A 25,587-nucleotide genomic window follows, 5' to 3' on the forward strand; every position below is an offset into this window, starting at 1 on the left:
CCTGCGGGGCGTCAGAACAGGAAGTAGCGCTGCGCCATCGGCAGCACGGTGGCGGGTTCGCAAGTCAGCAATTGCCCGTCGGCACGCACCTGGTAGGTCTGCGGGTCGATCTGCATGTGCGGGGCGTAGGCGTTGTGCACCATGTCGGCCTTCTTCACGCGGCGGCAGCCTCGCACGGCGGATACCGTCTTGCGCAGGCCATAGCGTTCGGCGGCGCCGGCCGCCAGCGCCGATGCGCTCAGGAAGGTGATCGACGTGGCCGACAGGGCCCCACCGAAGCTGCCGAACATGGGGCGGTAGTGCACGGGTTGCGGCGTGGGGATGGAGGCATTGGGGTCGCCCATCGCGGCGGCGGCGATGAAGCCGCCCTTGAGGATGAGCGAGGGTTTCACGCCAAAGAAGGCCGGCTTCCACAACACCAGGTCGGCCCACTTGCCCACCTCGATGCTGCCCACTTCGTGCGCGATGCCATGGGCCAATGCAGGGTTGATGGTGAGCTTGGCGAGATAGCGCTTCACGCGGGCGTTGTCGTGCCGGCCCGTGTCCCCGGGCAAGGGACCGCGCTGCTGCTTCATCTTGTGCGCGGTCTGCCAGCAGCGCAAGATGACCTCGCCCACACGGCCCATGGCCTGGCTGTCGGACGAGAACATGCTGATCGCGCCCAGGTCGTGCAGGATGTCCTCGGCCGCGATGGTCTCGCGACGGATGCGGCTCTCGGCAAAGGCCAGATCCTCGGCGATGGAGGCGTCCAGGTGATGACACACCATCAGCATGTCGAGGTGCTCGTCGATGGTGTTGACGGTGAAGGGCCGCGTCGGGTTGGTGGAGGAGGGCAGCACATTGGCTTCGCCCACCACCTTGAGGATGTCGGGCGCGTGGCCGCCGCCCGCGCCTTCGGTGTGGAAGGTGTGGATGGTGCGGCCCTTGAAGGCGGCAATGGTGTCTTCGACGAAACCGCTTTCGTTGAGCGTGTCGGTGTGGATGGCGACCTGGATGTCACCGTTTTCGGCCACGCCCAGGCAGGTGTCGATGGCGGCGGGCGTGGTGCCCCAGTCCTCGTGCAGTTTCAGGCCGATGGCGCCGGCTTCCACCTGTTGCTGCAGGGCATCGGGACGGCTGGCATTGCCTTTGCCGAAGAAACCCAGGTTCATTGGGAATGCCTCGGCGGCCTGCAGCATGCGCTTGATGTTCTCGGGGCCGGGCGTGCAGGTGGTGGCGAAGGTGCCGGTGGCCGGGCCGGTGCCGCCGCCGATCATTGTGGTGATGCCCGAGGTCAGGGCTTCCTCGATCTGCTGCGGACAAATCCAGTGGATGTGGGTGTCGATGCCGCCGGGCGTGACGATCAGGCCTTCGGCAGCGATGATCTCGGTGCCCGGGCCGATGACGATGTCCACGCCCGGTTGAACGTCGGGGTTGCCGGCCTTGCCGATGGCGGCGATGCGTGAGCCCTTGAGGCCGATGTCGGCCTTGACGATGCCCCAGTGGTCGACGATGAGCGCATTGGTCAGCACGCAGTCCATGGCGTCCATCGCGCCGGGACCATTGACGCGCTGGCTCTGGCCCATGCCGTCGCGGATGGTCTTGCCACCACCGAACTTCACCTCCTCGCCGTAGCCGCCGGCGGCCAGGGTGTAGTCCTTCTCCACCTCGATGACGAGGTCGGTGTCGGCCAGGCGCACGCGGTCGCCCACGGTGGGCCCGAACATCTCGGCATAAGCGCGTCGTTGGATCGTGGGCATCACAGGTTTCCTTGCACCAGGCCGCGAAAGCCGTAGACGACCCGGTCGCCGGCATAGTCGACCAACTCGACCGTGCGTTGCTGGCCGGGCTCGAAGCGCACGGCAGTGCCCGAGGCGATGTTCAGGCGCATGCCGCGCGCGGCGGCCCGATCGAACTGCAGCGCGCCGTTGGCTTCGGCGAAGTGGTAGTGAGAGCCCACCTGGATGGGGCGGTCGGCGGCGTTTTGCACCACCAGCGTCATGGTGCGCCGGCCCGGGTTCAGGACGTGGTCGGCGCCATCGGTGAAGAGTTCGCCGGGGATCATCACTTCCTCCCCGAGAACCACCAGGCCAGGCCGATCACCCCCACCAGCGCGACGTAGCCGAAAACGTCTGTGGCGTGCCAGTGGTGGGCGCCGGGCAGGTGGTGCCCTTCATGGGCCAGTGCAGGCAGCGAGGTCAGGGCCATCAGGAGGAGGGTGGAATGTTTCACGGTCATGGGGGGCCTCAGGGATCGGTCGGGCGCGCACCGTTCGAGTGCGTGGCTGGGGGTCATGCAATCGGTTGGTGCACCGTCACCAACTTGGTGCCATCGGGGAAGGTGGCCTCGACCTGGATGTCCGGGATCATCTCGGGCACGCCCTCCATCACATCGGCGCGCGTGAGCACGGTCTTGCCCTCGCTCATCAGCGTGGCCACCGACTTGCCGTCTCGGGCGCCTTCGAGGATGGCCGCCGTGATCAGGGCCACCGCCTCAGGGTAGTTGAGCTTGAGCCCGCGGGCCTTGCGACGCTCGGCCAGCAGGGCCGCCGTGAAGATCAGCAGCTTGTCTTTTTCGCGCGGGGTCAGTTCCATGCAGACCCTCTTGCACGATGAATGCCAGCCCTCCCGGACCGGGCTGGTGCGATTCTTGTACGCAAGCTGTCGCCATGGACCTGAGCGCCACGCCCTCTACCGACACGCCACCCGCTCCTGGGGCGGTCCAGCGCGTCATCAAGATCCGGCGCGACTACAACGAATGGGTCGCGCGCGAGACCCTGGAGGACTACGCGTTACGCTTCACGCCGCAGTCGTTTCGCAAGTGGTCGGAGTGGCGGGTGGCCCACACGGCGTTTGGCGCGGCCTCCTTCCTGATCCTGGAGGCGGTGGGGGCCACGCTGTTGGTGCAGTACGGCTTCATCAACGCCGCGCTGGCCATTGCCATGACGGGACTCATCATCTTCCTGGCCGGTCTGCCCATCAGTGTCTATGCGGCGCGCCACGGCGTGGACATGGACCTGCTCACGCGCGGCGCGGGTTTCGGCTACATCGGCTCCACGCTCACCTCGCTGATCTACGCGAGCTTCACCTTCATCTTCTTTGCGCTCGAGGCCGCGGTGATGGCCTATGCGTTGGAACTGGCCTTCGGGCTGCCGCCCACCTGGGGTTACTTGGTGTGCGCGCTCGTGGTGATCCCCATGGTGACCCACGGCGTGACCATCATCAGTCGTTTCCAGGTGTGGACCCAGCCTTTGTGGTTCGTGCTGCTGGTGCTGCCCTACGTTTACGTGTTCCATCACAACCCGGGGCTGCTGTCCGGGCTCGCTTCGTATGCGGGGGAGGACGGCCGCGGTGGTTCCTTCCAGTGGCTGGCCTTCGGCGCAGCCACCACGGTGGGCATTGCGCTGATCACGCAGATGGGCGAGCAGGTGGATTACCTGCGCTTCATGCCGGAGAAGACGCGCGCCAACCGCTGGCGCTGGTGGGGCGCTCTGTTGATGGGCGGGCCGGGTTGGGTGGTGCTGGGCGTGGTGAAGATGCTGGGCGGAGCGCTGCTGGCCTACTTGGCGCTGACCCACATGGTGCCAGCCGAACGGGCGGTGGACCCCAACCAGATGTATCTCGCGGCCTACGAGTACGTGCTTGCCGACTATGGCTGGGCGGTGGCGGCCACGGCGATCTTCGTGGTGGTGTCGCAGCTCAAGATCAACGTGACGAACGCCTACGCGGGGTCGCTGGCCTGGTCGAACTTCTTCTCGCGCCTCACGCACAGCCACCCCGGGCGGGTGGTGTGGGTGGTGTTCAACACCCTGATCGCGTTGATGCTCATGGAGCTCAATGTCTTCCAGGCCCTGGGCGGGGTGCTGGGGCTGTATTCCAACATTGCCATCTCGTGGATCATGGCCGTGGTGGCCGACCTGGTGATCAACAAGCCCCTGGGCTGGTCGCCCCGAGGCATCGAGTTCAAGCGCGCCCACCTGTATGACGTGAACCCGGTGGGCGTGGGCGCGATGGTGGCGGCCTCCGTGCTGTCGATCACCGCCCACCTGGGCCTCTTCGGCGAGGGGGCCCAGGCCTTCTCGGCGCTGATCGCACTGGTGACGGCCGTGGTGGTATCGCCGCTGATCGCCTGGGCCACGAAGGGGCGCTACTACATCGCTCGGCGTGACGGTCTGCCCCGGCTCGACCCCGGAAGTGAAGGCGGCTACGGCCGCCTGCGCCCCGTCACCCGCTGCGTGATCTGCGAGCGTGAGTACGAGCGCGAGGACATGGCACAGTGTCCGGCCTACCAGGGCGCCATCTGTTCCTTGTGCTGCACGCTGGATGCGCGCTGCAACGACCTGTGCAAGCCGCAGGCGCGGCTGTCGTCGCAATGGTCTGCGGCGCTGCGCCGCCTGTTGCCGCGCCGCGCTGCGCCCTATATCCAGACGGGCCTGGCGCAGTACCTGCTGCTGATGACGTTGATCGTGCCGGTGCTGGCTGCGTTGTTCGTCTTGCTTTACCACCAGGAGATGCGCGCGCTGGGCGACCAGGCGGCAGCGTTGGCGCCTTCGCTGCGGGCCAGCTTCTTGAAAGCCTATGCCGTGCTGCTGATGGTGCTGGGGATCGTGGCCTGGTGGGTGGTGCTGGCGCACCGCAGCCGCACGGTGGCGCAGGAGGAATCCAACCGCCAGACCGAGGCGCTCATGCGCGAGATCGAGTTGCATCGACGCACCGACGAAGCCCTGCAGCAGGCCAAGCGCCAAGCCGAGCTGGCCAACCAGGCCAAGAGCCGCTACATCACCACCATCAGCCATGAGCTGCGCACGCCGCTCAATAGCATTCTGGGATATGCCCAGCTGCTTGACGAGGACGAGGCCATGCCAGCGCATCGCAAGCAAGCGGTGCGCGTGATCCGCCGCGGGGGCGACCACCTGTTGTCGCTGATCGAAGGCACGCTGGATTTGGCGCGCATCGAGAGCGGCAAGCTGGCGCTGGACGTCAAGGCCGTGCGCTTTCGCGACAGCATGTTCGAGATCGCGCGCCTGTTCGAACTGCAAGCCGTGGGCAAGGGCATCGCTTTTCGCCACGAGTTCGATACCGGTGTGCCCGAAGCCGTGCGGGCCGACGAAAAGCGGCTGCGCCAGATCCTCATCAACGTGCTGGGCAATGCGGTGAAGTTCACGGACCGCGGGGAGGTGGTGTTTCGCCTGCAGTACGCCCGGGAGATGGCGCGCTTTGAGATCGAGGATTCCGGGCCTGGCATGACGGCCGACGAACTGTCGCGCATCTTCGAGCCCTTCGAGCGTGGGTCGGCCGCGGGCGGGGCGGTCGTGGGCGGCACCGGGCTGGGGCTGACGATCGCGAAGATGCTCACCGACCTGATGGGCGGCGAAATGACGGTGCGCAGCACCCCGGGTGTGGGCACCTGCTTCTCGATCCGGCTCTTCCTGCCCGAACTGCGCGCCACGGTGCCAGAGGCCGAGATGCCGCGCTCGGCGCGCACCGGCTACCTGGGCCCTCGCAAGCGGATCCTCGTGGTGGACAACGAGGAGGTGGACCGCGGACTGCTGGTCAGCGTGCTGCAGCCGTTGGGCTTCGAGATCCATCAGGCTGCCTCCGGGCACGAGTGCCTGGCGATGTTGCACCAGATCCAGCCGGACGCGATCTTCATGGACCTGGCCATGCCAGGCATCGACGGATGGGAGACCCTGCGCCGCATTCAGCGCGAAGGCTTGAGCGCGGCGCCTGTGGCCATCGTCTCGGCCAATGCCTTCGACAAGGGGCTGGACAACGATGTGGGCATCACCCCTCAAGACTTCCTCGTCAAGCCGGTGAGGGTGGCCGAACTGCTCGATTGGCTGGGCGCGCGCTTGTCGCTGCAATGGGTGGTGGCGCCAGAGCCTGCGCCGCAGGCCATGGCACCGGCCCCGGGGAGACAAGCGCTGCCCGAGCCCCATCGCTTGCGCGGCCTGGCCGACCAGGTGGCGCTGGGCTACTACCGCGGCATCGTTCGTCTACTCGACGAGATCGAAGCCGAACGCCCCGATTGCGCCGCCTTTGTGGCTCGTCTGAGGGGCCTGGCACGCGAGTTCCAGTTCGACACCATGACCCGTCTCCTTCAAGACGCCCTCGATGAACCCCGCCTTGCCTGAACTTGCGCCCGCCGATGCCGTGGTGCTCGTGGTGGACGACGTGCCCGACAACTTGGCCGTGCTGCACGACGCGCTGGATGAATCCGGCTACACCGTGCTGGTGGCCACCCATGGTGAAGGCGCGCTGCGGCGCGCCGCCCAGGCCCAGCCCGACATCGTGCTGCTGGATGCCGTGATGCCTGGCATGGACGGCTTCGAGGTGGCGCGCCGTCTGAAGGCCGAGCCATCCACCGCGGGCATCCCCATCATCTTCATGACCGGCCTCACCGACACGCAACACGTGGTGGAAGCCTTCAACGCTGGGGGTGTGGATTACGTGACCAAGCCCGTGCGCACCCGGGAAGTCATCGCCCGGATTGCCACCCATCTTCAAGGTGCCCGGCAAGCCCGACAGGCACACCAGGCGCTGGATGTGTTCGGTCATGCCACGCTGGCCGTTCGCTTGTCCGATGGTCGTATCACCTGGCAGACTCCGCTGGCGCGCCAGTATCTCGAATCCTATCGACCGGGGTCGGTGGGTTTCCTCGATGCCGAACTGATCGAATGGGTGCGCCAGCAGGCCGAGCAGGCCCGTGCAGCCCACGAGCCTGCCAGCCGCGTTCTTGTGCAAGGCGCACGTCGCCTGACGCTGGCTCTGCATCACCCCACCGGCGACGGCGAGTGGTTCCTGGTGCTGCGCGAGGCCAACGATGCGGTGATGCTCGAAGCCCTGATGGCGGCCTTCCGGCTCACCACCCGCGAGGCCGAGGTGCTGTACTGGGTCGTGCAGGGCAAGACCAATCGCGATATCGGCGACATCCTGGGCGCCAGCCCCGCCACGGTGAAGAAGCACCTGGAGCACGTCTTCGAGAAGCTGGGGGTGGAAACCCGCACCGCGGCAGCCGCGCTGGCCATGGTGCGGGTGCCGCAATTGGGCCATCGCTGAACCCGCGCTGGGGGCCTTGGTCAGGGGCTGGGGGGGCGATCGACGAAGCTTGAGAGAGGTCATCGCTCCCGCCGATCGACGTTGCTGGCTCACCGGCGACGCGACACGGTGCCGCCTACGCCATGTGGCGTATTTGCGCTCGCCTGCAGCCTGCCTAACCTGCGGCTGTCTCTTCCCCACAGCCCAGCCATCGCAAAGGAGCGCTTGCCATGTCCCCCTCCCGCCGCCACTTCAACCAGGCCCTGGGTGCCGTCGCCTTGGGCGTGGCCGCCATCGGCCTGCCTGCCCATGCCCAGTCCGACACCATCAAGGTCGGCATCCTGCATTCGCTGTCGGGCACCATGGCCATCTCGGAAACCGTCCTGAAGGACGTGGCCCTGATGACGATCGAGCAGATCAACGCCAAGGGCGGCGTGATGGGCAAGAAGCTCGAACCGGTGGTGGTCGATCCCGCATCGAACTGGCCGCTCTTCGCCGAGCGTGCCCGCCAGCTCATCACCCAGGACAAGGTGGCCGTGGTCTTCGGCTGCTGGACCAGCGTGTCGCGCAAGTCGGTGCTGCCGGTGTTCGAGGAGCTCAACAGCCTGCTCTTCTACCCCGTGCAGTACGAGGGCGAAGAGCTCAGCAAGAACGTGTTCTACACCGGTGCGGCGCCCAACCAGCAGGCCATTCCCGCGGTGGAATACCTGATGAGCAAGGACGGCGGATCGGCCAAACGCTTCGTGCTGCTGGGCACCGACTACGTCTACCCGCGCACCACCAACAAGATCTTGCGCGCCTTCCTGAAGTCCAAAGGCATCCCCGACAGCGACATCATGGAGGCTTACACCCCCTTCGGTCACAGCGACTACCAGACCATCATCGCCAACATCAAGAAGTTCGCCGCGGCGGGCAAGAAGACGGCGGTGGTTTCCACCATCAACGGGGACTCCAACGTGCCCTTCTACCGGGAACTCGGCAACCAGGGCCTGAAGGCGACCGACGTGCCGGTGGTGGCCTTCTCGGTGGGCGAAGAAGAGCTGCGTGGCGTCGACACCAAACCGTTGGTGGGCCACCTGGCCGCCTGGAACTACTTCATGTCGATCAAGAACCCGACCAACGATGCCTTCATCAAGGCTTGGTCGGACTACGCCAAGGCCAAGAACATCCCCGGCCACAAGGACCGCCCGCTGACCAACGACCCGATGGAGGCCACTTACATCGGTATCCACATGTGGAAGCAGGCCGTCGAGAAGGCCAAGAGCACCGACACCGACAAAGTGATCGCGGCGATGGCCGGACAGACCTTCCAGGCGCCCAGCGGTTTCGTGGCCAAGATGGACGAAAAGAACCACCACCTGCACAAGCCGGTGTTCATCGGCGAAGTCAAGGCCGATGGCCAGTTCAACGTGGTCTGGAAGACCAAAGGCCCCGTCAAGGCCCAGCCCTGGAGCCCCTTCATTCCCGAGAACAAGGGCAAGAAAGACGAGCCCGAAAAGAAGTAAAGCGTGGCATTCGAGGACGCACCCGTGAGCTCGATGACACGATGGGGGATCCTGCGCTTCGCCCTGGCCGTCCTGGCCTGGGTGCTGGCGGGCCCGGCAGCGGCCCTGAGCCCAGAGCACATCCGGATCCTGGCCCTGGGCGACAGCGACGAGCGTCTCGAGGCGCTCAGCCAGGCGGCCGCCACGGGCGACCCCGCACTGGGCCCGTACATCGAGGCTTTGCTGGCCGACGAGGTACGCACCGCCGGCGACGGCCAGGTCTTCATCGTGCGCGGCAACACCGTGCGCAACGCGGTCACGGGCGAGCCGGCCAACCTGCCTGAGAACGCCGAGGAAGTGGTCAACAGCAACCGGATTCGCCGGGCGCTGCAGGCGGCTCTGGCCGCGCTCAAGCTCTTCTCGGACGACCCGGCAGTGCGCGCTCAAGCCATCGCGCAGATGCAGCGCGACACACTGGACGAGGAGCAGCTCCCGCTGATCGAGAAGGGGCTGGAGCGTGAGACCGATGCCGGCCTGCGCGAGCAACTGCAGGTTTTGAGGGCCACGGCCCTGATCAGGGCTGACGACCCGGCGCTGCGGCTTCAGGCAGCCCATCTGCTGGGCCGCAGCAACCAGCCCGCCGTGCGTGCGTTGTTACGCGAACGGCTGGCACAGGAGGGCGACAGCCTCGCCGAGTCCGACGCCCAGGTGCGTGCGGCGCTGAAGAAATCGCTGTTGGCCGTGGACAACCGCCTGGCCTGGGGCGAGCGCGCCGGCGTGCTGTTCAGCGGCGTGAGCCTGGGCAGCATCCTGCTGCTGGTGGCCCTGGGCCTGGCCATCACCTACGGCCTGATGGGCGTGATCAACATGGCCCATGGCGAGATGATGATGATCGGGGCCTACGCCACCTACGTGGTGCAAAACCTCTTTCGCACGCATCTGCCGGGGTGGTTCGACTGGTATGTGCTGGCGGCGTTGCCGGCGGCTTTCCTCGCCTCGGCGCTGGTGGGCGTGATGCTCGAGCGCAGCGTGATCCGCTGGCTCTATGGCCGCCCATTGGAAACCCTGCTGGCCACCTGGGGCATCAGCCTGATCCTCATTCAGGCGGTGCGCTCGCTCTTTGGCGCGCAGAACGTGCAGGTGGACAACCCGACGTGGCTGAGCGGGGGGGTGGCGCTCATGCCCAACCTCACGTTGCCTTACAACCGCGTTGCCATCATCGTGTTCGCTGCTTTGGTGCTGGTGATCGTGGCCTCGATCATTGCCCGCACGCGCCTGGGCCTGTTCGTGCGCGGTGTCACTCAGAACCGGCCCATGGCGGCGTGCATGGGCGTGAACACCGCGCGGATCGACACCTATGCCTTCGCGCTGGGGGCGGGCATTGCCGGCCTGGCCGGCTGCGCGCTGTCGCAGGTGGGCAATGTAGGGCCGGACCTGGGTCAGAGCTACATCGTGGATTCTTTCCTGGTGGTGGTCACCGGCGGCGTGGGGCAGCTGGCCGGCACGGTGTACGCCGCCATGGGCCTGGGGGTTCTCAACAAGCTGCTGGAAGGCTGGCAGGGTGCGGTGCTGGCCAAGATCGCGGTGCTGTTGCTCATCGTGGCCTTCATTCAAAAGCGGCCGCAAGGGTTGTTTGCACTGAAGGGAAGGAGTGCCGAGGCATGAGCGCTGCAATGACAGGGGGCGCTGCGAGCCTCGATCTCATGCCGCGCCGAGGCCTGCTGCTGGGGCCCCGGGGTTGGGCGGCGGTGATGTCGGCGGCACTGTGCGTGGGCGTGTTGGTGCCGCTGCTCAACCTCGCCGTGCCGGCCGATAGCGCCTGGCATCTGAGCGACTACCACGTGAGCCTGTTCGGCAAGATCATGTGCTACGCCATCTGTGCGTTGGCCATGGACCTGATCTGGGGCTACACCGGCATCCTCTCGCTGGGCCACGGCCTATTCTTTGCGCTGGGCGGCTATGTGATGGGCATGTACCTCATGCGCCAGATCGGCACCGACGGGCACTACAAGTCGGAACTGCCCGACTTCATGGTCTTCCTCGACTGGAAGGAGCTGCCCTGGCACTGGGCCTTGAGCGACTCATTCCTGGCCACGCTCGTGCTCGTCGTGGCCGTGCCGGGCGGGCTGGCCTTCGTGTTCGGCTACTTTGCCTTCCGCTCGCGCATCAAGGGCGTGTACTTTTCCATCATCACGCAGGCGATGACGTTTGCCGCCATGCTGCTCTTCTTCCGCAACGAGACCGGCTTCGGCGGCAACAACGGCTTCACCGACTTCAAACGCATTCTCGACGTTCCGATCGCCACCTCGGGAATGCGGGTGACGCTGTTCGCGATCACGGGCTTCACGCTGATCGGCTTCTTCCTGCTGGGGCGCTGGATCGTGAACAGCAAGTACGGCCGCGTGCTGCAGGCCGTGCGCGACGCCGAGTCGCGCGTGATGTTCACCGGCTACAACCCGCTGGGCTACAAGCTGTCGATCTGGACGCTGTCGGCCATGATGTGCGGCGTGGCCGGGGCCCTGTACGTGCCGCAGGTGGGCATCATCAATCCCAGCGAGATGTCGCCGGCGGCCAGCATCGAGATCGCCATCTGGACGGCGGTTGGTGGGCGTGCCACGCTGATCGGCCCCATCATCGGTGCCTTCTTCGTCAACGGGGCCAAGAGCTGGTTCACCGTGGCCTTCCCCGAGTTCTGGCTCTACTTCCTCGGGGCGTTGTTCATCGGGGTGACACTCTTCCTGCCTCATGGCATCGTCGGCCTGCTGCGCGGGCGTCGCAAGCACACGGAGGACCGCGCATGACCCCCGACCTGATGGAGGCGGGCGCACGCACCCGCGAAGAACATCTGCGGCGCTCACGCGGCCCCATCGACGGCTCGGGCGGGCGCGATGCCAGCTATGGCCGCGTGGTGCGCGAAGGCGAGGTGGACCTGGCCCACGGCGCCATTCTCTACCTCGACGACATCACCGTCAGCTTCGACGGCTTCCGTGCGCTCAACCAGCTTTCGCTGAGCATCACCGCCGGCGAACTGCGCTGCATCATTGGCCCCAATGGGGCCGGCAAGACCACGATGATGGACGTCATCACCGGCAAGACTCGACCGGATGCCGGTCGTGCCTTTTTCGGCTCCACCATCGATCTGCTGCGCCTGCGCGAAAGCGAGATCGCCGCCATCGGCATCGGCCGCAAGTTTCAGAAGCCCACGGTCTACGAGCATCTGAGCGTGTTCGAGAACCTGGAACTCGCCCTGCGCGCCGACCGGGGCGTGCGCGCCTCGATGTTCTTCCGCCTCTCGGGTGAACAGCTCGACCGCATCGCCGAGATCCTGGCGCTCATCCACCTGCGCGACTGCGCCCAGCGCACGGCGGGGCTGCTGTCGCACGGCCAGAAGCAATGGCTGGAGATCGGCATGCTGCTGATGCAGGACCCCAAGCTGCTGCTGCTGGATGAACCCGTGGCCGGCATGACCGACGAGGAGACCGAGCGCACCGCCGAACTCTTTCTGTCGCTGGAGGGCAGTCACTCTCTGGTGGTGGTCGAGCACGACATGAAGTTCATCCACGACCTCACACGCGACAACCCGGCCAAGAAGGTGACCGTGTTGCACGAAGGCCGCGTGCTGGCCGAAGGCTCGCTGGCGCAGGTGCAGGCCAACGACAAGGTCGTCGAAGTCTATCTGGGGCGCTGAACATGCTGAAGGTCGAAGGAATCCACCAGTACTACGGCGGCTCGCACATTTTGCGCAACGTCGGCTTCGAAGCGAAGGCGGGAGAGGTCACGGTGATCCTCGGCCGCAACGGCGTGGGCAAGACCACGCTGCTCAAGAGCCTGATGGGCGTGGTGCCGGTCAAGGCGGGAACGATCATGCTGGACGGCCAGGCCATCACGAACGACACCCCCTACGAGCGGGCGCGCAAGGGCATGGGCTACGTGCCCCAGGGCCGCGAGATTTTCAGCCGCCTCACGGTGGAAGAGAATCTGCGCATGGGCCTGGCCTACAAGAGCGCGCGCACGCCCATCCTCCCCCAGCTCTTCGAGCTGTTTCCGGTGCTCAAGCAGATGCTGCACCGGCGCGGTGGCGACCTCTCGGGGGGGCAACAGCAGCAACTGGCCATCGCCCGCGCTCTGGCGGCAGGCCCCAAGCTCTTGATCCTGGATGAACCGACCGAGGGCATCCAGCCGTCCATCATCAAAGACATCGGCCGCGTCATCCGCAGGCTGGCCGACACCGGCATGGACGGCCACCCGCCCATGGCCATCGTGCTGGTGGAGCAGTACTACGACTTCGCGGCCGAACTGGCCGACCAGTACCTCCTGATGGAACGCGGCGAGGTGGTGATGCAGGGCCGCGGCGCCGGCATGGAGGCCGACGGCGTGCGCCAGCGCATGTCCATCTAGGGCCGGCGCAGCCTCGCCAATTCTTCGGGCTTGAAGGTGGCTCGCAGCTGCGCGTCGTTGCCGCCGCCTTGCACGTTGCTACGCGCCAGCCCGTGGCTGCGGGTGCCAGGGATCTCGAAGAAGGTGCGGCCCACGGGTGTGATCTGCGCCACCGGCACGCCGGTGCGCAAGGCCGTGGCGTTGAGCCAGATGTCGTCGGCGCGCGGGCAGCACGTCTGGAATGCGAGGCCCCGTTCGCGCAGCGCAAGCTGCATGCGCACCGGATAGAGCACGCCCGAGACGCCGGTGAGAAAGTGGCGGTGATCCGGGCGGGTGTCCTCGCAGGGGGGCCACTGGGCATAAGGCAGTAGCTGGCCTTGTGCATCGAAGGCGATGCGGTGGGCGCGGAAGCAGACGATCACCTCGGGCATCCGTTCGTGGGCGCGCATCAGCTCGGCCAACCAGTCGCGCGGATACAGCACGTCGTCATCGGCCGTCACCAGCGGCCGGGTGGGGTGGGGTTCGGAGAGGACTTGCGGCAGGTACTTCTTGTGCGGGCCGTAGTCCTCGGTGCCACGCACCTCCAGCCCGCGGGCCTGCAGGCGCTGCAAGGTTTCGGGCAGGCCGGCTTCGATCAGATCGTGCTCCAGCCACAGCACCAGACGCGAAGGCTTGAGCGTGCCCGCACCGATGCTTTCGATCGTGTAGTGCACGCTGGCCAGGCGCGGCCCGAAGCTCGTGAGCGATACCACTGGACCGGCCGGATCCAGAAGGCTCTCGCGGGATTCCAGGTTGCGCCGCGCCAGGCGTTGCATCCACCAGGGGCGCACGAGCCGCTTGATGCTGCGCAGGGCACGGCGCCGCAGGCGCTCGCGCCAGAGGATCCAGGTCGAAGGCGGCCTGTCGGAGGACGGAAGAGGGGAGGGCATGGGCTGCACGATGTGAAAGCTCGGACGCTCTAAGACCTCAGTGTAGGGTTCCGCAGACCTTGGAGGGGTTTGTGTGAAACAGATGGTTCAAATGGCATACTATGAAACATCTGTTCCAAACCCCCGCTTTGCGCCGACACACCGGCGGGGATGCGCCCCCGATGGAGCCCCAGGACGTCTACGCCTTGATCGAGCGGCATTTCGAGTGCCTCAGCCCCGAGCTGCGCCGGGCCGCGCGTTGGGTCGTCCGGCACGGGGCGTCCTTGGGCCTGCAGTCGATGCGCGCCAGCGCCCGGCAGGCTGGCGTGTCAGCGGCCACGATGACCCGGCTGGCGCGTCAGTTGGGTCTGCCTGGCTTCGAGGCCTTGCGTGAGCCCTTCCGGCGGGCCTTGGCCCGGCAGGCCGAGGAACCGTCCGCCTATCTGGACCGCGCGCAACGCGCGGCGGCGGCCCGGCATTCGCTGTTGACGGATTTGAACGAGGCCCAGGTGGCCGATGTGCGCTCGTGCACCGAACTCAACGCCCCTGGCCGGATCGAGGCTGCGGCCCGGCTGATGCTGCGAAGCCGCCAGGTGGCGTTCCTGGGCCTGCGTGCCAGCTTCGGGATCGCCTACCACTTGCACTACACCTTCGGCCTGCTGTGCGGCAGGGGACGGCTGCTGCACGATCCGGCCGCGGGTCTGGTCGAGCAGCTCGATCTCCTCGGAGCCCGCGACTTGCTCGTGGCCGTGAGCCAAGCCCCCTACACCCGCGAGACGGTCGAGGCTGTGCAGCGGGCCGTGCAGGCCGGCGTCCCGGTGCTCGCCCTGACCGACAGCGCGCTGTCCCCGATCGCACGCGGCGCGCGGCAGGCCTTGCTGTTCTCGGCGACCTCGCCGTCCTTTTTTCAGTCGATGACGGGGGCCCAGGCGCTGGCCGAGGCCCTCGTCGCCGCCGTCGCAGCGCAGGGGGGGGCCGATGTCGTCGACCACCTGGCCCGGCGCCAGGCCCTCCTGCAGGCCCGCAAGGCCTACTGGGAGCGGCCGGTGCACCCAGCCGTCCGTCCGGAGAAATCCTGAATGAACCCGCAGACCACCCACGTCTTCCACCGCCATCTGCATGCCGCCCTGCCCGTTGCCGTGGCGGCCCGCGGGGTGATCATCACCGACCGCCTGGGCCGTCAGTACATCGACGCCTCGGGCGGAGCCGCCGTGTCCTGTCTGGGGCACGGCCACCCGGATGTGCTGGCCGCCATGCATGCCCAGATCGACCGCATCGCCTACGCCCACACCAGCTTCTTCACCACCGAGGTGGCCGAGGCCCTGGCCGATGATCTCATCGCCTACGCACCGGCCGGCATGAGCCATGCCTATTTCGTCTCGGGCGGCTCCGAAGCGGTGGAGGCGGCGCTGAAGATGGCGCGACAGTACTTCGTCGAGATCGGCCAAGGACAGCGGCGGCACTTCATCGCCCGCCGCCAGAGCTACCATGGCAACACCCTGGGGGCGCTGGCCGTAGGCGGCAACCAGTGGCGCCGCGCCCAGTTTGCGCCCCTGCTGATGGACGTGACCCACGTGTCGCCCTGCTACGAGTACCGCGACCGGCAACCCGGCGAGACGGCCGAGCAGTACGGGCAGCGCCTGGTGAAGGAACTGGCGCAGGCCATCGACCGCCTGGGCGGCGAGAACGTCATCGCCTTCGTGGCCGAGACGGTGGTGGGGGCCACCGCGGGGGCATTGACGCCGGTGCCGGGTTACCTGAAGGGGGTGCGCGAGCTGTGCGACCGCCACGGCATCCTGCTCATTCTCGATGAGGTGATGTGCGGCATGGGCCGCACTGGCACCTTGCACGCCTGCGAGCAGGAGGGGGTGGTGCCCGACCTGATGACCATTGCCAAGGGCCTGGGTGGGGGCTACCAGCCCATCGGCGCGGTGCTGGCGCAGCGGCGCGTGGTCGAGACGTTCGCCAAGGGCAGTGGGCTGTTCCAGCACGGCCACACCTACATCGGCCACGCCGTGGCCTGCGCGGCGGCGCTGGCAGTGCAGCAGGTGATCCGCCGCGACGGCTTGCTGGAGGCCTGCCGCCGCCAGGGCGAGGGGCTGGCGCGCCGCTTGCAGGATCGCCTGGGCGAGCATCCGCACGTGGGCGATCTGCGCGGACGCGGCCTGTTCCGCGGCATCGAGCTGGTACGCGACCGCGCCACCCGGGAGCCTTTCGACCCCGCCGTGCAGCTCCACGCGCGCATCAAGCGCGAGGCGATGGCCCGCGGCCTGATGGTCTACCCCATGGGCGGCACGATCGATGGACGCCTGGGGGACCACGTGCTGCTGGCCCCCCCCTTCATCGTCAGCGATGACGAGCTCGATGCGATCGTCGATCGGCTGGCCCAGGCCATTGATGCGGCCGTGGCGTCCGTGCGGATATGACCGCGTGCTCTGGGGGTTTCCGGGGGTGCTGCCCCGACCCGTTGGTGCTAGGGTTGGGCACGTCGTTTGCGTGCCGGGAAATCCCGTACGCGGTATCCGATATCGCACATGTGCAGGAGCTTGCGGTAAGCTGCCGCCCTTTCATTCTTCCCCAACGTCACAGGAGGTCGAAGTGAGTCCCCTCTCCCAAGTCAAGCCCCTGCGCCGGCTGCTGGCGGCTGCGGCCCTGGTGTCGCTGTCGCTGCCTTTCGGCTCGGCCATGGCCCAGCAGAAGTTCGTCACCATCGGCACCGGCGGGGTGACGGGTGTCTATTACGCTGCCGGCGGCGCCATCTGCCGCCTGGTCAACAAGGACCGTGCCCAGCACGGCATCCGCTGCTCGGTCGAATCGACGGGCGGTTCGGTCTTCAACATCAACACGATCAAGGCCGGTGAACTCGACATGGGCGTTGCCCAAAGCGATGTGCAGTTCAACGCCGTCAAGGGCGTGGCCCAGTTCAAGGATGCCGGTGCCTACGCCGACCTGCGGGCCGTGTTCTCGCTGCACCCCGAGCCCTTCACCGTGGTGACGCGCAAGGAAGCGAACATCACGAAGTTCGAAGACCTCAAGGGCAAGCGCTTCAACGTCGGCAACCCGGGGTCCGGGACGCGCGCGTCGATGGAGGAGCTGCTGGGTGCCATGGGCTGGAAGCTGAGCGACTTCGGCCTGGCGGCCGAGCTGAAGGCTGACGAGCACGGGCCTGCGTTGTGCGACGGCAAGATCGACGGCTTCTTCTACGCCGTGGGCCACCCCTCTGCCAACATCCAGGATCCGACGACGACCTGCGGCGCCAAACTCGTCTCGCTGACCGGTCCGGCGATCGACAAGCTGGTGGCCGACAAGCCCTACTACGCCAAGGCCACCATCCCGGCGGGCCTGTACCCCAACAACCCGCAGGCCACGCAGACCTACGGCGTGCTGGCGACCTTCGTCAGCTCGTCCAAGGTGCCGGCCGAAACCATCTACCAGGTGGTCAAGGCCGTGTTCGAGAATTTCGAGGACTTCAAGAAGCTCCACCCGGCGCTGGCCAACCTGAAGCCCGAAGAGATGATCAAGAACGGCCTGTCGGCGCCGCTGCACGAGGGTGCGGTGCGCTACTACAAGGAAAAGGGCTGGATGAAGTAATCCACCAGACCTGAATGCCGGCAAAGGCGGGTGGGATGCAAAGCCCACCCGCCTTTTGGCTTTCACAGCGACTGCATCCAAGACGACAGGAAGGCAGGTCCTTCATGAGCGATATCGACAAAGCATCTCCCGAACTGCAGGACTTGGTGGCACAGGCCGATACCGGCGCGCGCAAGGCCGGAGGACTGGGTGGGACAGTCTTGTTCATCGGGGCCCTGGTCTGGGCCCTGTTCCAGGTCTGGTATGCCTCGCCGCTGCCCTTCAGCCTGGGCATCGGCTTGCTCAACGACACCGAGGCACGGGCCCTGCATCTGGGATTGGCCCTGTTCCTGGCCTTCCTGGCCTACCCGGCCACGAAGCGCTCGGCGCGTGACCGCATCTCGCTGCTGGACTGGGGGCTGGCCCTGGTGGCGGGCTTCTGTGGTGCCTATTTGCTGCTCTTCTACGACCAGCTGGCCCAAAGGCCAGGGCAGCCCACCTCCATGGACATCGTGACCGCCACGGTCGGCATCGTGCTGCTGCTGGAAGCCACGCGCCGTGCCGTGGGCCTGCCGATGGCCGTCCTGGCGCTGATCTTCCTCGCCTACACCTTCCTCGGCCCCTACATGCCCGAGGTGATCTCGCACAAGGGCGCCTCGCTGCAGCGCATCGCCTCGCACATGTGGCTCACCACCGAAGGGGTGTATGGTGTGGCGCTGGGCGTGTCGGTGGCCTACATTTTCATCTTCGTGCTCTTCGGCGCCTTGCTGGATCGGGCGGGCGCGGGCAACTACATGATGCAGGTGTCCTTTGCCCTGCTCGGACACCTGCGCGGTGGGCCCGCCAAGGTGGCCGTGGTGTCGTCGGGCCTCAATGGACTGATCTCGGGCTCTTCAGTGTCCAATGTCGTCTCGGGCGGCATCTTCACCATTCCCCTGATGAAGAAGGCCGGCTACGGTGGCGTGAAGGCCGGCGCGATCGAGACGGCGTCCTCGGTCAATGGCCAGATCATGCCGCCGGTCATGGGGGCAGCCGCCTTCCTGATGGTGGAATACGTCGGCATCCCCTACACCGAGATCATCAAGCATGCCTTCCTGCCGGCCGCGATCTCCTATATCGCGCTGTTCTACATCGTCCACCTGGAGGCGCTGCGCCTGGGCCTGCAGCCCATGGCCCAGGTGCGCCAGCGCACCGTCAGCCAGGCGCTGACGAGCTGGGGGTTGGGCATCTCGGGCACCATCGTGGTGTGCAGCCTCATCTACTGGGTGGCGCTGGGCGCCAAGGCCCTGATGGGCGAGGCGGCCGTGTGGGTGCTCAGCGCGGCGCTGTTCATCGTCTATGTCTGGCTGCTGCGCGTGGCCAGCCGTCATCCGGACCTGCCGGACGACATCGACGTCGAGAACCCCGTGCTGCCGGCCGCCTGGCCCACGGTGCGCTCCGGCCTGCATTTCCTCATCCCCATCGGCGTGCTGATCTGGTGCCTGATGATCGAGGAGCTGTCACCTTCGCTGTCGGCCTTCTGGGCCACGGTCACACTGGCGGTGCTGATGCTCACCCAGCGTCCGCTGATGCGCTGGTTCCGCGGCCAGGGCGAGATCGGGGCGGCCTGGGTGGCAGGCATGCGCGAGGTGATCGGCGCCCTCAACGACGGCAGCCGCAACATGATCGGCATCGGGATCGCCACGGCCACCGCCGGCATCATCGTCGGCGGCATCACGTTGACCGGCCTGGGCCTGCGCATGACGGACTTCGTCGAGGTCGTGTCCCAGGGCAATGTGATCGTGATGCTGCTGTTCACCGCCTTCGTGTGCCTGGTGCTCGGACTGGGGGTGCCGACCACGGCCAACTACATCCTGGTGGCCTCGCTGATGGCGCCCGTCATCGTCGAGCTCGGTGCGCAATCGGGGCTGGTGATCCCGCTGATCGCGGTGCACCTGTTCGTCTTCTACTACGGGATCATGGGCGACATCACGCCTCCGGTCGGTCTGGCTTCCTTCGCCGCCGCGGCCATCTCCGGCGAGGACGCGATCAAGACAGGCATCCAGGGGTCGGTGTACGCGTTGCGGACCGTGGTGCTGCCCTTCGTCTTCGTCTTCAACCCGGCCTTGCTGCTGATCGACGTGCACGGCTGGTGGGAGGTGGCACTGGTGGCCGTGGCCGCCACCATTGCGTCTCTGGCGTTTGCCGCCGCGACCATGGGCTGGTTTCGCATCCGCTGCACCTGGTGGGAGATCGTGCTGCTGCTGGTGGCGACCTTCGCCCTGTTCCGTCCAGACTGGTTCATGGACAAGCTCTACGAACCCTACCAGGAAGCGCCGGCATCCGAGATCTTCAAGGTGGCCGGCGAACTCGGCGAGAACGATCGCCTGGTCCTGGTCATCAAGGGGCAGGACATCGAAGGAGAGGACAAACGCAAGACCGTGGCCGTGCAGTTGGGTGAACCCGGCGACGGACGCAAGCGCCTCACCGATGCGGGATTGACGGTGGTGGCGCTGGGCGAATCCGTCCAGGTCGCCAACGTGCGCTTCGGCAGCCGCGCCCGCAAGAGCGGCTTCGAGCCCGGCTGGGAAGTGGATGCCGTGAAGGTGCCCACCGACCGGCCGTCCCAGCACTGGGTCTACCTGCCGGCCCTGGCCTTGCTCGCCTTCGTCTGGTTCAGCCAGCGGTTGCGCGAAAAGCGCGGCAAGTAACGGGGGCGGACTTCAGGTCCGCCAGACCCTCGGCGGGCAGGCGACGATTCGCCAGGCGGCCTGCCGCCAGGCCGACCACACGGAGAGCAGCAGACCCTGGACCGATTCGGTGCGTGCGGCCAACGCCCTCAGCACGATCAGGCGTTTGTCGGGGCTGGTGACGCCGGCGTGGTCTGCCAACACGGCTGAAGCGTCGATGCATTCGCGCGCCAGCCCCAGCAGCGTTTCGCGCTGCGCTGCCTCCATCGGGCGACCGCTGGCCCACCACATCGTGGCCAGCACACGCCGCCCGCCCCAACCCAGGGGGCTGTCGAGCAGCCGCGACGTATGCGGGTCGTCCGCATCGAGCACGCCGCGCTCCAGCCACAACCCCGGCAGGTCGATTTGCTGCTCGAAGCGCCCCCGTACGAACGGCTCATTCGAGGCCGGCAGACCCAGGGCCAGCAGATCCCAGCCGATCATCTCGGCTCCCGAAGCCAGCTCGAAACGCAAGTGGTTGAGGGCGCGCGTGCCGCTGTAGGCGATGGTCTCCAGCGGGAGCCATTCCAGCCGCGCGCCCTCGGCCACCCGTGCCACGAGGTGCTGCTCGGCCGTCTCGCCCGCGCTGCGGTAGAAGCGCGTGGCGCCCGGGGTGGTGATCAACGCATGCGCCTTGTGCGCCACGTCCACGACGATGTCCAGCCGGTCGCCCCCCACGATGCCCCCGGGCGGGTGCACGAGCACGTTGTGGCAGATGCCCGGTCCTTCCGGATGCAGGCTGGCCAGCACCCGCAACGGACCCTCGTGGCGGTCGTGCACGAGGGTGCGGGGCGCCTCGTGGCGGTAGTTCAGAGTCAGATGGCCGTGCCAGCCCATGCGTCAGACGCTTTGCGAGCCGCGGTGCGCCCAGCCCGTGGTGCGCTTTTCGATCCACGAGAAGAACTCGTACATCAGCATCGCCATGACGCCCACGGCCACCAGGCCCGCGAAGGCCAGGCCCATCTGCATGGCCGAACCGGCCGAGACCAGCAGGTAGCCGATGCCCTCGTTCGAGGCCTGCATCTCCGACACCGTGGTGCCCACGAAGGCCAGCGTGATCGCCACCTTCAGCGAGGCGAAGAAGTAGGGCATGGAGCGCGGCAGGCCCACCTTGACGAGCACGTCCCAGCGGCGCGCGCCCAGCACGCGCAGCACGTCTTCCAGCTCGGGCTCCAGCGTGGCCAGGCCCGTGGCGATGTTCACCGTGATGGGGAAGAACGAGATCAGGAAGGCGGTCAGGATGGCCGGGCCGATGCCGATGCCGAACCACACCACCAGGATGGGCACGAAGGCGGCCTTGGGCAGGGCATTGAAGGCTGTCATCAACGGATACATCGCGGCATAGGCCAGGCGCGAGCTGCCCACGATGAAGCCCAGGAGCACACCCACGGCGATCGCCAGGCCGAAGCCCGCCAGCGTGACCCAGAAGGTGCGCCAGGAGTGCTGCACGATGATGCTGCGGTATTCGACCATCTGCTCCCAGATGCGCGACGGGCTGGGAAAGATGAATTCCGAGATGGCCAGGCCCCGGCAGAGGGCTTCCCACAGCACCAGCAGGGCCACCAGCAGCACCCACGGGGCGAGGCGTTCGAGTTGCTTGTTCTTGCTCATGAGAGGGCAGACATCAGTGGCGGCGGATCGCGCCGATGCGCTCGCGCAGTTCGTGGACGATCTCGGAGAAGGCCGGGGTGTAGGTGACTTCCAGGTCGCGCGGGCGGGGCAGGTCGATCTCGCGTCGGGCGAGGATGCGCCCCGGACTCTTGCTCATTACGTAGACGGTGTCGGCGAGATACACCGCTTCGCGCAGGTCATGGGTGACGAGGATGACGTTGAAGCGCTGTTCGGTCCACAGGTCGCGCAGGGTGTTCCACAGTTCTTCGCGGGTGAAGGCGTCGAGTGCTCCGAAGGGTTCGTCGAGCAGCAGCATGCGCGGCTCGTGGATCAGGGCCCGGCAGATCGAGGCGCGCTGCTGCATGCCACCGGAGAGCTGCCAGGGGTACTTGTCCTCGTAGCCGCCCAGGCCGACGCTTTGCAGCAGGCGACGCGCCTTGTTCTCGTATTCGTCGCGCCTGGCCTTGAAGTTCGATCGGTAGGGCTCGACGATCTCCAGCGGCAGCAGCACGTTGTCCACCGTGGTGCGCCAGGGCAGCAGCGAGGGCGCCTGGAAGGCCATGCCGGTGATCTTCAGCGGGCCGGTGACCGGTTCGCCTCCGATCACGATGCTGCCCCGCGAGGGGCGTTTCAGACCGGTGGCCAGCTTCATGAAGGTGGACTTGCCGCAGCCCGAGGGGCCCACGATGGCGATGAACTCACCCTCGCGCACCTGCAGCGAGATGTCCTCGACGGCAAACTGGTTCTGGGCGAGCAGCTCGTCGTTGTAGGCGAGCCAGACATTCTTGAAATCGACGAAGGCGTCCATGCGCTGGGGGACCCTGCCGCCAGGGGAAGGGCCCGGTTGGGGGAGAAAGGGGCACGCGACCGGGCGCCCGCCGCGGGGCGCCCGGCGCCGGGGATCACTTCTTCGCGGGGAAGATGGCGCGCTCTGCGGCCGCGGGCAGGAAGCTGCCATTCCACACCGCGTCGGGGTCCACGCGCGTCTTGGTGTTGAAGGCATCGCCCACCTGGCTGGCCATCAGCGCCAGGCGCGGCTTGCTCACGTCGCCGAAGCCGTCGGCACGTGCATCGTCGGTGACGATGGACGAGGTGATGGCCAGGCGCAGGCGGCGCTCCTCCAGGGCGGTGTTGATGATGCCGTCACGCTCCTTGACCACGTCGATCGCTGCCTTGGGGTTGGCCAGCACCTCCCGGGCGGCTTTGGTGAAGGCGCGCAGGAAAGCCTTGACCGCCTCGGGATTTTTCTTGACGAACTCCTCTGAAGCGATGATGGCGTTGCCGTAGAGCTTCACGCCGTACTGCGGATAGGGCATCACGTGGATGTCCTCGGGCTTGACACCGCGCGCCTCCAGGTTGAGCAGCGAGGTGAAGTAGAAGCCGGTGATCGCGTCCACGTCACCACGTGCGAGCATGGTCTCGCGCAGTGGCGGGTCCATGCTGATCCAGTTGACGCTGCCGACCTGGTTGGCCTTCTGGAAGATGGGGAAGGCACGGCGGCCGGCGTCGAACACCGGGGCGCCGAGTTTCTTGCCGGTCAGGTCGCCCGGGGTCTTGATACCGGTCTTCTTCAACGAGAACACCGCCGCCGGGGTGTTGTTGTAGACCATCATCACCGCCACCGGCTTGTTCGGGGCGGTGGGGTTGTTGGCATGGAATTCCATCAGCGCGGCGATGTCGGCAAAGCCCATGTCGTAGGTGCCTGAGGCCACGCGGTTGACGGCATTGCCCGAGCCGTTGCCGGCATCGATGGTGACGTTGAGCTTCTCAGCCTTGAAGTGCCCCTTGGCCACCGGCCACAGGAAGAAGGCCGAGGGGCCCTCGAAGCGCCAGTCGAGCTGGAACTTGATGGGGGTGTCCTGGGCCTGGACGAACGGGGCGGCCGCTGCCAGCGTCAGGGCGGCGACGGTACCCAGGAAGCGGCGCTTGATGATGCAGGGATGGCGTGGGGTCATGGGGGGGGTCTCCGACTAGAGGGTGGGACGGCTGGAGCAAGTTTCGTGCACAGCTTAAGGATCGGTGCGGATCCCTGCATCGGGGCATTCATGGGTTGGTCGCGAGCGGCCGCAGCGCGGTGGCCAGGTCGTCCACACGCGGATGCAGCCTCAGGTTGCGCTCCACGCTGTCCAGGTGCTCGAGCATCAGCTTCGTGGCGGCCCGGGCATCGCCGCGCTCCAGGGCATCGACGATGGCCACGTGCTCGGCCTGCGACTGTTCGGCCGACAGGGAGGACTGGTACATCAGTGAGATCAGCGAGCTGCGCGAGACCAGGTCGCGCAGCATCTCGGCCAGCACCTCGTTGCCGAGCATGCGCGCCAGCACCACGTGGAAGTCGGCCAGCAGATGGGTGCGCCCGGGCACGTCGGTGCGTTGTACAGCGGCTTGTTCGGCCTTCAGGTGCTCGCGCAACTCAGCGACCTGGGCCGGCGTGATCGAGGCGGCCAGCCGTTTGATCATGGCCGACTCGATCATCTGGCGGACCTCGAAGACCTGGCGGGCCTCCTGGACGCTGGGCTGGGCCACGAAGGCGCCCCGGGCAGGCTCCAGGGTGACGAGCTTGTCGCGGCTGAGCTGGTTGAGGGCCTGGCGCACCAGGGTGCGCGAGACCTGGAAGATGTCGGCGATCTTCTGCTCGGCCAGCTTGGTGCCGGGCATGAGCCGGCGTTCGACGATCGCGGCCGTGATGGCGGTGACGATGCGTTCGGTGGCATTGCCAGCTGCGGCGTCGGCCCGGCCAGGCCGACGCTGTGGGCGGGCCGGTGCGGCCGGGGCCAGCAGGTCCAGCGGCGCGTCCGTCAAAGGCGCCGTCCGTCGCGCCGGGCGACGACGGGAGGCAAGCGGAGCGGTAGGGGTGCGTGACATGGTGAAACGGTGGCGTGCACGCTACTGTATACACCATTGGCGACGGCATGGGAGCGGTGCTTACACTGGCGCATCCGCGCAGGGGCTGGAGTTCGCAGCGGGGGCGCCGGTGGAGCGAGCCCCGGGCTCAACGCCGCATCAGCGTGGACTTGCCGAACAGGCTAGCGATGAGCTCGACGGCCACCTCGGCCGTCTGGTTGCGCACATCGAGCGCCGGGTTGAGCTCCACCACGTCGAGGGATCCCAGCCGGCCGGTGTCGGCGATCATTTCCATGCACAACTGAGCCTCGCGGTAGCTGGGACCGCCGCGCACGGTGGTACCCACCCCCGGAGCGACGTCGGGGTCGAGGAAGTCGACATCGAAGCTCACGTGCAGGTGGGTCTGCGCATCGAGCAGGGCCAGGGCCATCTCCATCGTGTGGCGCATGCCCATCTCGTCGATGTAGCGCATGTCGAAGACTTCGAGGTTCTCGGCGTGCACGAAGTGCTTTTCACCAGCGTCTACGCTGCGGATGCCAATCTGGCGCACCATCTGCGGGCGGATGGCCGGGCACTGGCCGCCCAGATGGGTGAGGGCTTGCGGCCCGTGGCCGCACAGCACGGCCACGGGCATGCCGTGCACGTTGCCGGTGGGCGTGAGCGTGTTGGTATTGAAGTCGGCGTGCGCGTCGAGCCAGAGCACGCGCAGCTTCTTGCCTGCCTCACGGCAGTGCCTCGCCACCGCACTGATCGAGCCGATGCCCAGGCAGTGATCCCCCCCCAGCAAGATGGGCAGGCGGCCCTGCCGCAACTCGGCATGTACGGCTTCATGCACGGCCTGGTTCCAGGCGACCACCTCGTCGAGATGCCGGTAGCCGTCCACCGGGGGCTGCCAAGGGTTGGGCGGGCCGGCCAGGTTGCCCCGGTCGACGACTTCACAGCCCTGTGCCTCGAGCACCGGTTGCAATTGGGCCACGCGCAGGGCTTCGGGGCCCATGGAGGCTCCGCGCATGCCGGCGCCCACGTCGGTGGGGGCGCCGATGAGGCTCACGGGGATGGGCGAACGCTGCAT

Annotated in this window: 22 protein-coding genes; 11 read left to right on the forward strand and 11 right to left on the reverse strand. The window is 67.0% G+C overall.

The window, feature by feature from the left end; all coding sequences use genetic code 11:
* Positions 1–11: 11 nt before the first annotated feature.
* The 4 genes from ureC to ACK4ZD_RS03055 are packed head-to-tail and all read right to left on the reverse strand — an operon-like array spanning position 12 to position 2,573.
* A complete protein-coding gene (ureC, locus tag ACK4ZD_RS03040; protein WP_409658628.1) occupies positions 12–1,739 on the reverse strand; it encodes an urease subunit alpha in 1,728 nt (575 codons plus the stop codon).
* Positions 1,739–2,044, reverse strand: a complete 306-nt coding sequence (locus tag ACK4ZD_RS03045) for an urease subunit beta (protein ID WP_409658631.1) — start codon at positions 2,042–2,044, stop codon at positions 1,739–1,741. Before ACK4ZD_RS03045 ends, ureC begins: the two co-directional genes overlap by 1 nt.
* A complete protein-coding gene (locus ACK4ZD_RS03050) occupies positions 2,044–2,217 on the reverse strand; it encodes a hypothetical protein (RefSeq protein ID WP_409658634.1) in 174 nt (57 codons plus the stop codon). Before ACK4ZD_RS03050 ends, ACK4ZD_RS03045 begins: the two co-directional genes overlap by 1 nt.
* A 53-nt stretch (positions 2,218–2,270) precedes the next feature.
* Entirely contained in the window at positions 2,271–2,573 is a 303-nt protein-coding gene (locus ACK4ZD_RS03055; RefSeq protein WP_409658637.1) for an urease subunit gamma, read from the reverse strand.
* Between the two features lie 74 nt (positions 2,574–2,647).
* Here ACK4ZD_RS03055 and ACK4ZD_RS03060 point away from each other — a divergent pair, with 74 nt between their 5' ends.
* From ACK4ZD_RS03060 to urtE, 7 genes are all read left to right on the forward strand, one after another.
* Positions 2,648–6,112, forward strand: a complete 3,465-nt coding sequence (locus tag ACK4ZD_RS03060; protein WP_409658640.1) for an ATP-binding protein — start codon at positions 2,648–2,650, stop codon at positions 6,110–6,112.
* Complete coding sequence (locus ACK4ZD_RS03065; protein ID WP_409658643.1) at positions 6,093–7,037, forward strand: response regulator; 945 nt, start codon at positions 6,093–6,095, stop codon at positions 7,035–7,037. Before ACK4ZD_RS03060 ends, ACK4ZD_RS03065 begins: the two co-directional genes overlap by 20 nt.
* Before the next feature lie 209 nt (positions 7,038–7,246).
* Complete coding sequence (gene urtA, locus ACK4ZD_RS03070) at positions 7,247–8,521, forward strand: urea ABC transporter substrate-binding protein (protein WP_409658645.1); 1,275 nt, start codon at positions 7,247–7,249, stop codon at positions 8,519–8,521.
* Positions 8,522–8,554: 33 nt separating this feature from the next.
* Positions 8,555–10,165, forward strand: coding sequence for an urea ABC transporter permease subunit UrtB (gene urtB, locus ACK4ZD_RS03075; protein ID WP_409658763.1), 1,611 nt, complete (start codon positions 8,555–8,557; stop codon positions 10,163–10,165).
* Entirely contained in the window at positions 10,162–11,301 is a 1,140-nt protein-coding gene (urtC, locus tag ACK4ZD_RS03080) for an urea ABC transporter permease subunit UrtC (RefSeq protein ID WP_409658647.1), read from the forward strand. The genes urtB and urtC overlap by 4 nt, the downstream gene beginning before the upstream one ends.
* Positions 11,298–12,188: an urea ABC transporter ATP-binding protein UrtD gene (gene urtD / locus ACK4ZD_RS03085; protein WP_409658650.1), complete on the forward strand. Its 891-nt coding sequence runs from the start codon at positions 11,298–11,300 to the stop codon at positions 12,186–12,188. The genes urtC and urtD overlap by 4 nt, the downstream gene beginning before the upstream one ends.
* A gap of 2 nt (positions 12,189–12,190) precedes the next feature.
* Positions 12,191–12,898, forward strand: coding sequence for an urea ABC transporter ATP-binding subunit UrtE (gene urtE / locus ACK4ZD_RS03090; RefSeq protein ID WP_409658653.1), 708 nt, complete (start codon positions 12,191–12,193; stop codon positions 12,896–12,898).
* Here urtE and ACK4ZD_RS03095 read toward each other — a convergent pair.
* Entirely contained in the window at positions 12,895–13,806 is a 912-nt protein-coding gene (locus tag ACK4ZD_RS03095; RefSeq protein WP_409658656.1) for a hypothetical protein, read from the reverse strand. The two genes, urtE and ACK4ZD_RS03095, sit on opposite strands and share 4 nt — an antisense overlap.
* A 101-nt stretch (positions 13,807–13,907) precedes the next feature.
* Between ACK4ZD_RS03095 and ACK4ZD_RS03100 the strand changes: the two genes are divergently transcribed.
* The 4 genes from ACK4ZD_RS03100 (at position 13,908) to ACK4ZD_RS03115 (ending at position 20,045) form a co-directional block, all read left to right on the forward strand.
* Positions 13,908–14,864, forward strand: coding sequence for a MurR/RpiR family transcriptional regulator (locus ACK4ZD_RS03100; RefSeq protein WP_409658659.1), 957 nt, complete (start codon positions 13,908–13,910; stop codon positions 14,862–14,864).
* On the forward strand, positions 14,865–16,211 hold the full coding sequence (locus tag ACK4ZD_RS03105) for an aspartate aminotransferase family protein (protein WP_409658662.1): 1,347 nt from the start codon (positions 14,865–14,867) through the stop codon (positions 16,209–16,211).
* 172 nt (positions 16,212–16,383) lie between these two features.
* Positions 16,384–17,376, forward strand: a complete 993-nt coding sequence (locus ACK4ZD_RS03110) for a TAXI family TRAP transporter solute-binding subunit (RefSeq protein ID WP_409658665.1) — start codon at positions 16,384–16,386, stop codon at positions 17,374–17,376.
* A gap of 104 nt (positions 17,377–17,480) precedes the next feature.
* Positions 17,481–20,045 carry a TRAP transporter permease gene (locus tag ACK4ZD_RS03115; RefSeq protein ID WP_409658668.1) on the forward strand — a complete coding sequence of 855 codons (2,565 nt, stop codon included), beginning with the start codon at positions 17,481–17,483 and terminating at the stop codon, positions 20,043–20,045.
* A gap of 12 nt (positions 20,046–20,057) precedes the next feature.
* Here the strand turns inward: ACK4ZD_RS03115 and ACK4ZD_RS03120 are convergent, their stop codons facing one another.
* The 6 genes from ACK4ZD_RS03120 to rocF form a co-directional block, all read right to left on the reverse strand.
* A complete protein-coding gene (locus ACK4ZD_RS03120) occupies positions 20,058–20,900 on the reverse strand; it encodes an urease accessory protein UreD (RefSeq protein WP_409658671.1) in 843 nt (280 codons plus the stop codon).
* A gap of 3 nt (positions 20,901–20,903) precedes the next feature.
* Complete coding sequence (locus ACK4ZD_RS03125; RefSeq protein WP_409658674.1) at positions 20,904–21,674, reverse strand: ABC transporter permease; 771 nt, start codon at positions 21,672–21,674, stop codon at positions 20,904–20,906.
* Between the two features lie 13 nt (positions 21,675–21,687).
* Complete coding sequence (locus tag ACK4ZD_RS03130; RefSeq protein WP_409658677.1) at positions 21,688–22,482, reverse strand: ABC transporter ATP-binding protein; 795 nt, start codon at positions 22,480–22,482, stop codon at positions 21,688–21,690.
* Positions 22,483–22,576: 94 nt separating this feature from the next.
* Positions 22,577–23,608, reverse strand: a complete 1,032-nt coding sequence (locus ACK4ZD_RS03135; RefSeq protein WP_409658766.1) for an ABC transporter substrate-binding protein — start codon at positions 23,606–23,608, stop codon at positions 22,577–22,579.
* 109 nt (positions 23,609–23,717) lie between these two features.
* Complete coding sequence (locus ACK4ZD_RS03140; RefSeq protein WP_409658680.1) at positions 23,718–24,473, reverse strand: GntR family transcriptional regulator; 756 nt, start codon at positions 24,471–24,473, stop codon at positions 23,718–23,720.
* Between the two features lie 190 nt (positions 24,474–24,663).
* Positions 24,664–25,587: an arginase gene (gene rocF, locus ACK4ZD_RS03145; RefSeq protein WP_409658683.1), complete on the reverse strand. Its 924-nt coding sequence runs from the start codon at positions 25,585–25,587 to the stop codon at positions 24,664–24,666.

Source organism: Caldimonas sp. (genome assembly GCF_046291045.1).
GTDB lineage: Bacteria > Pseudomonadota > Gammaproteobacteria > Burkholderiales > Burkholderiaceae_C > Caldimonas.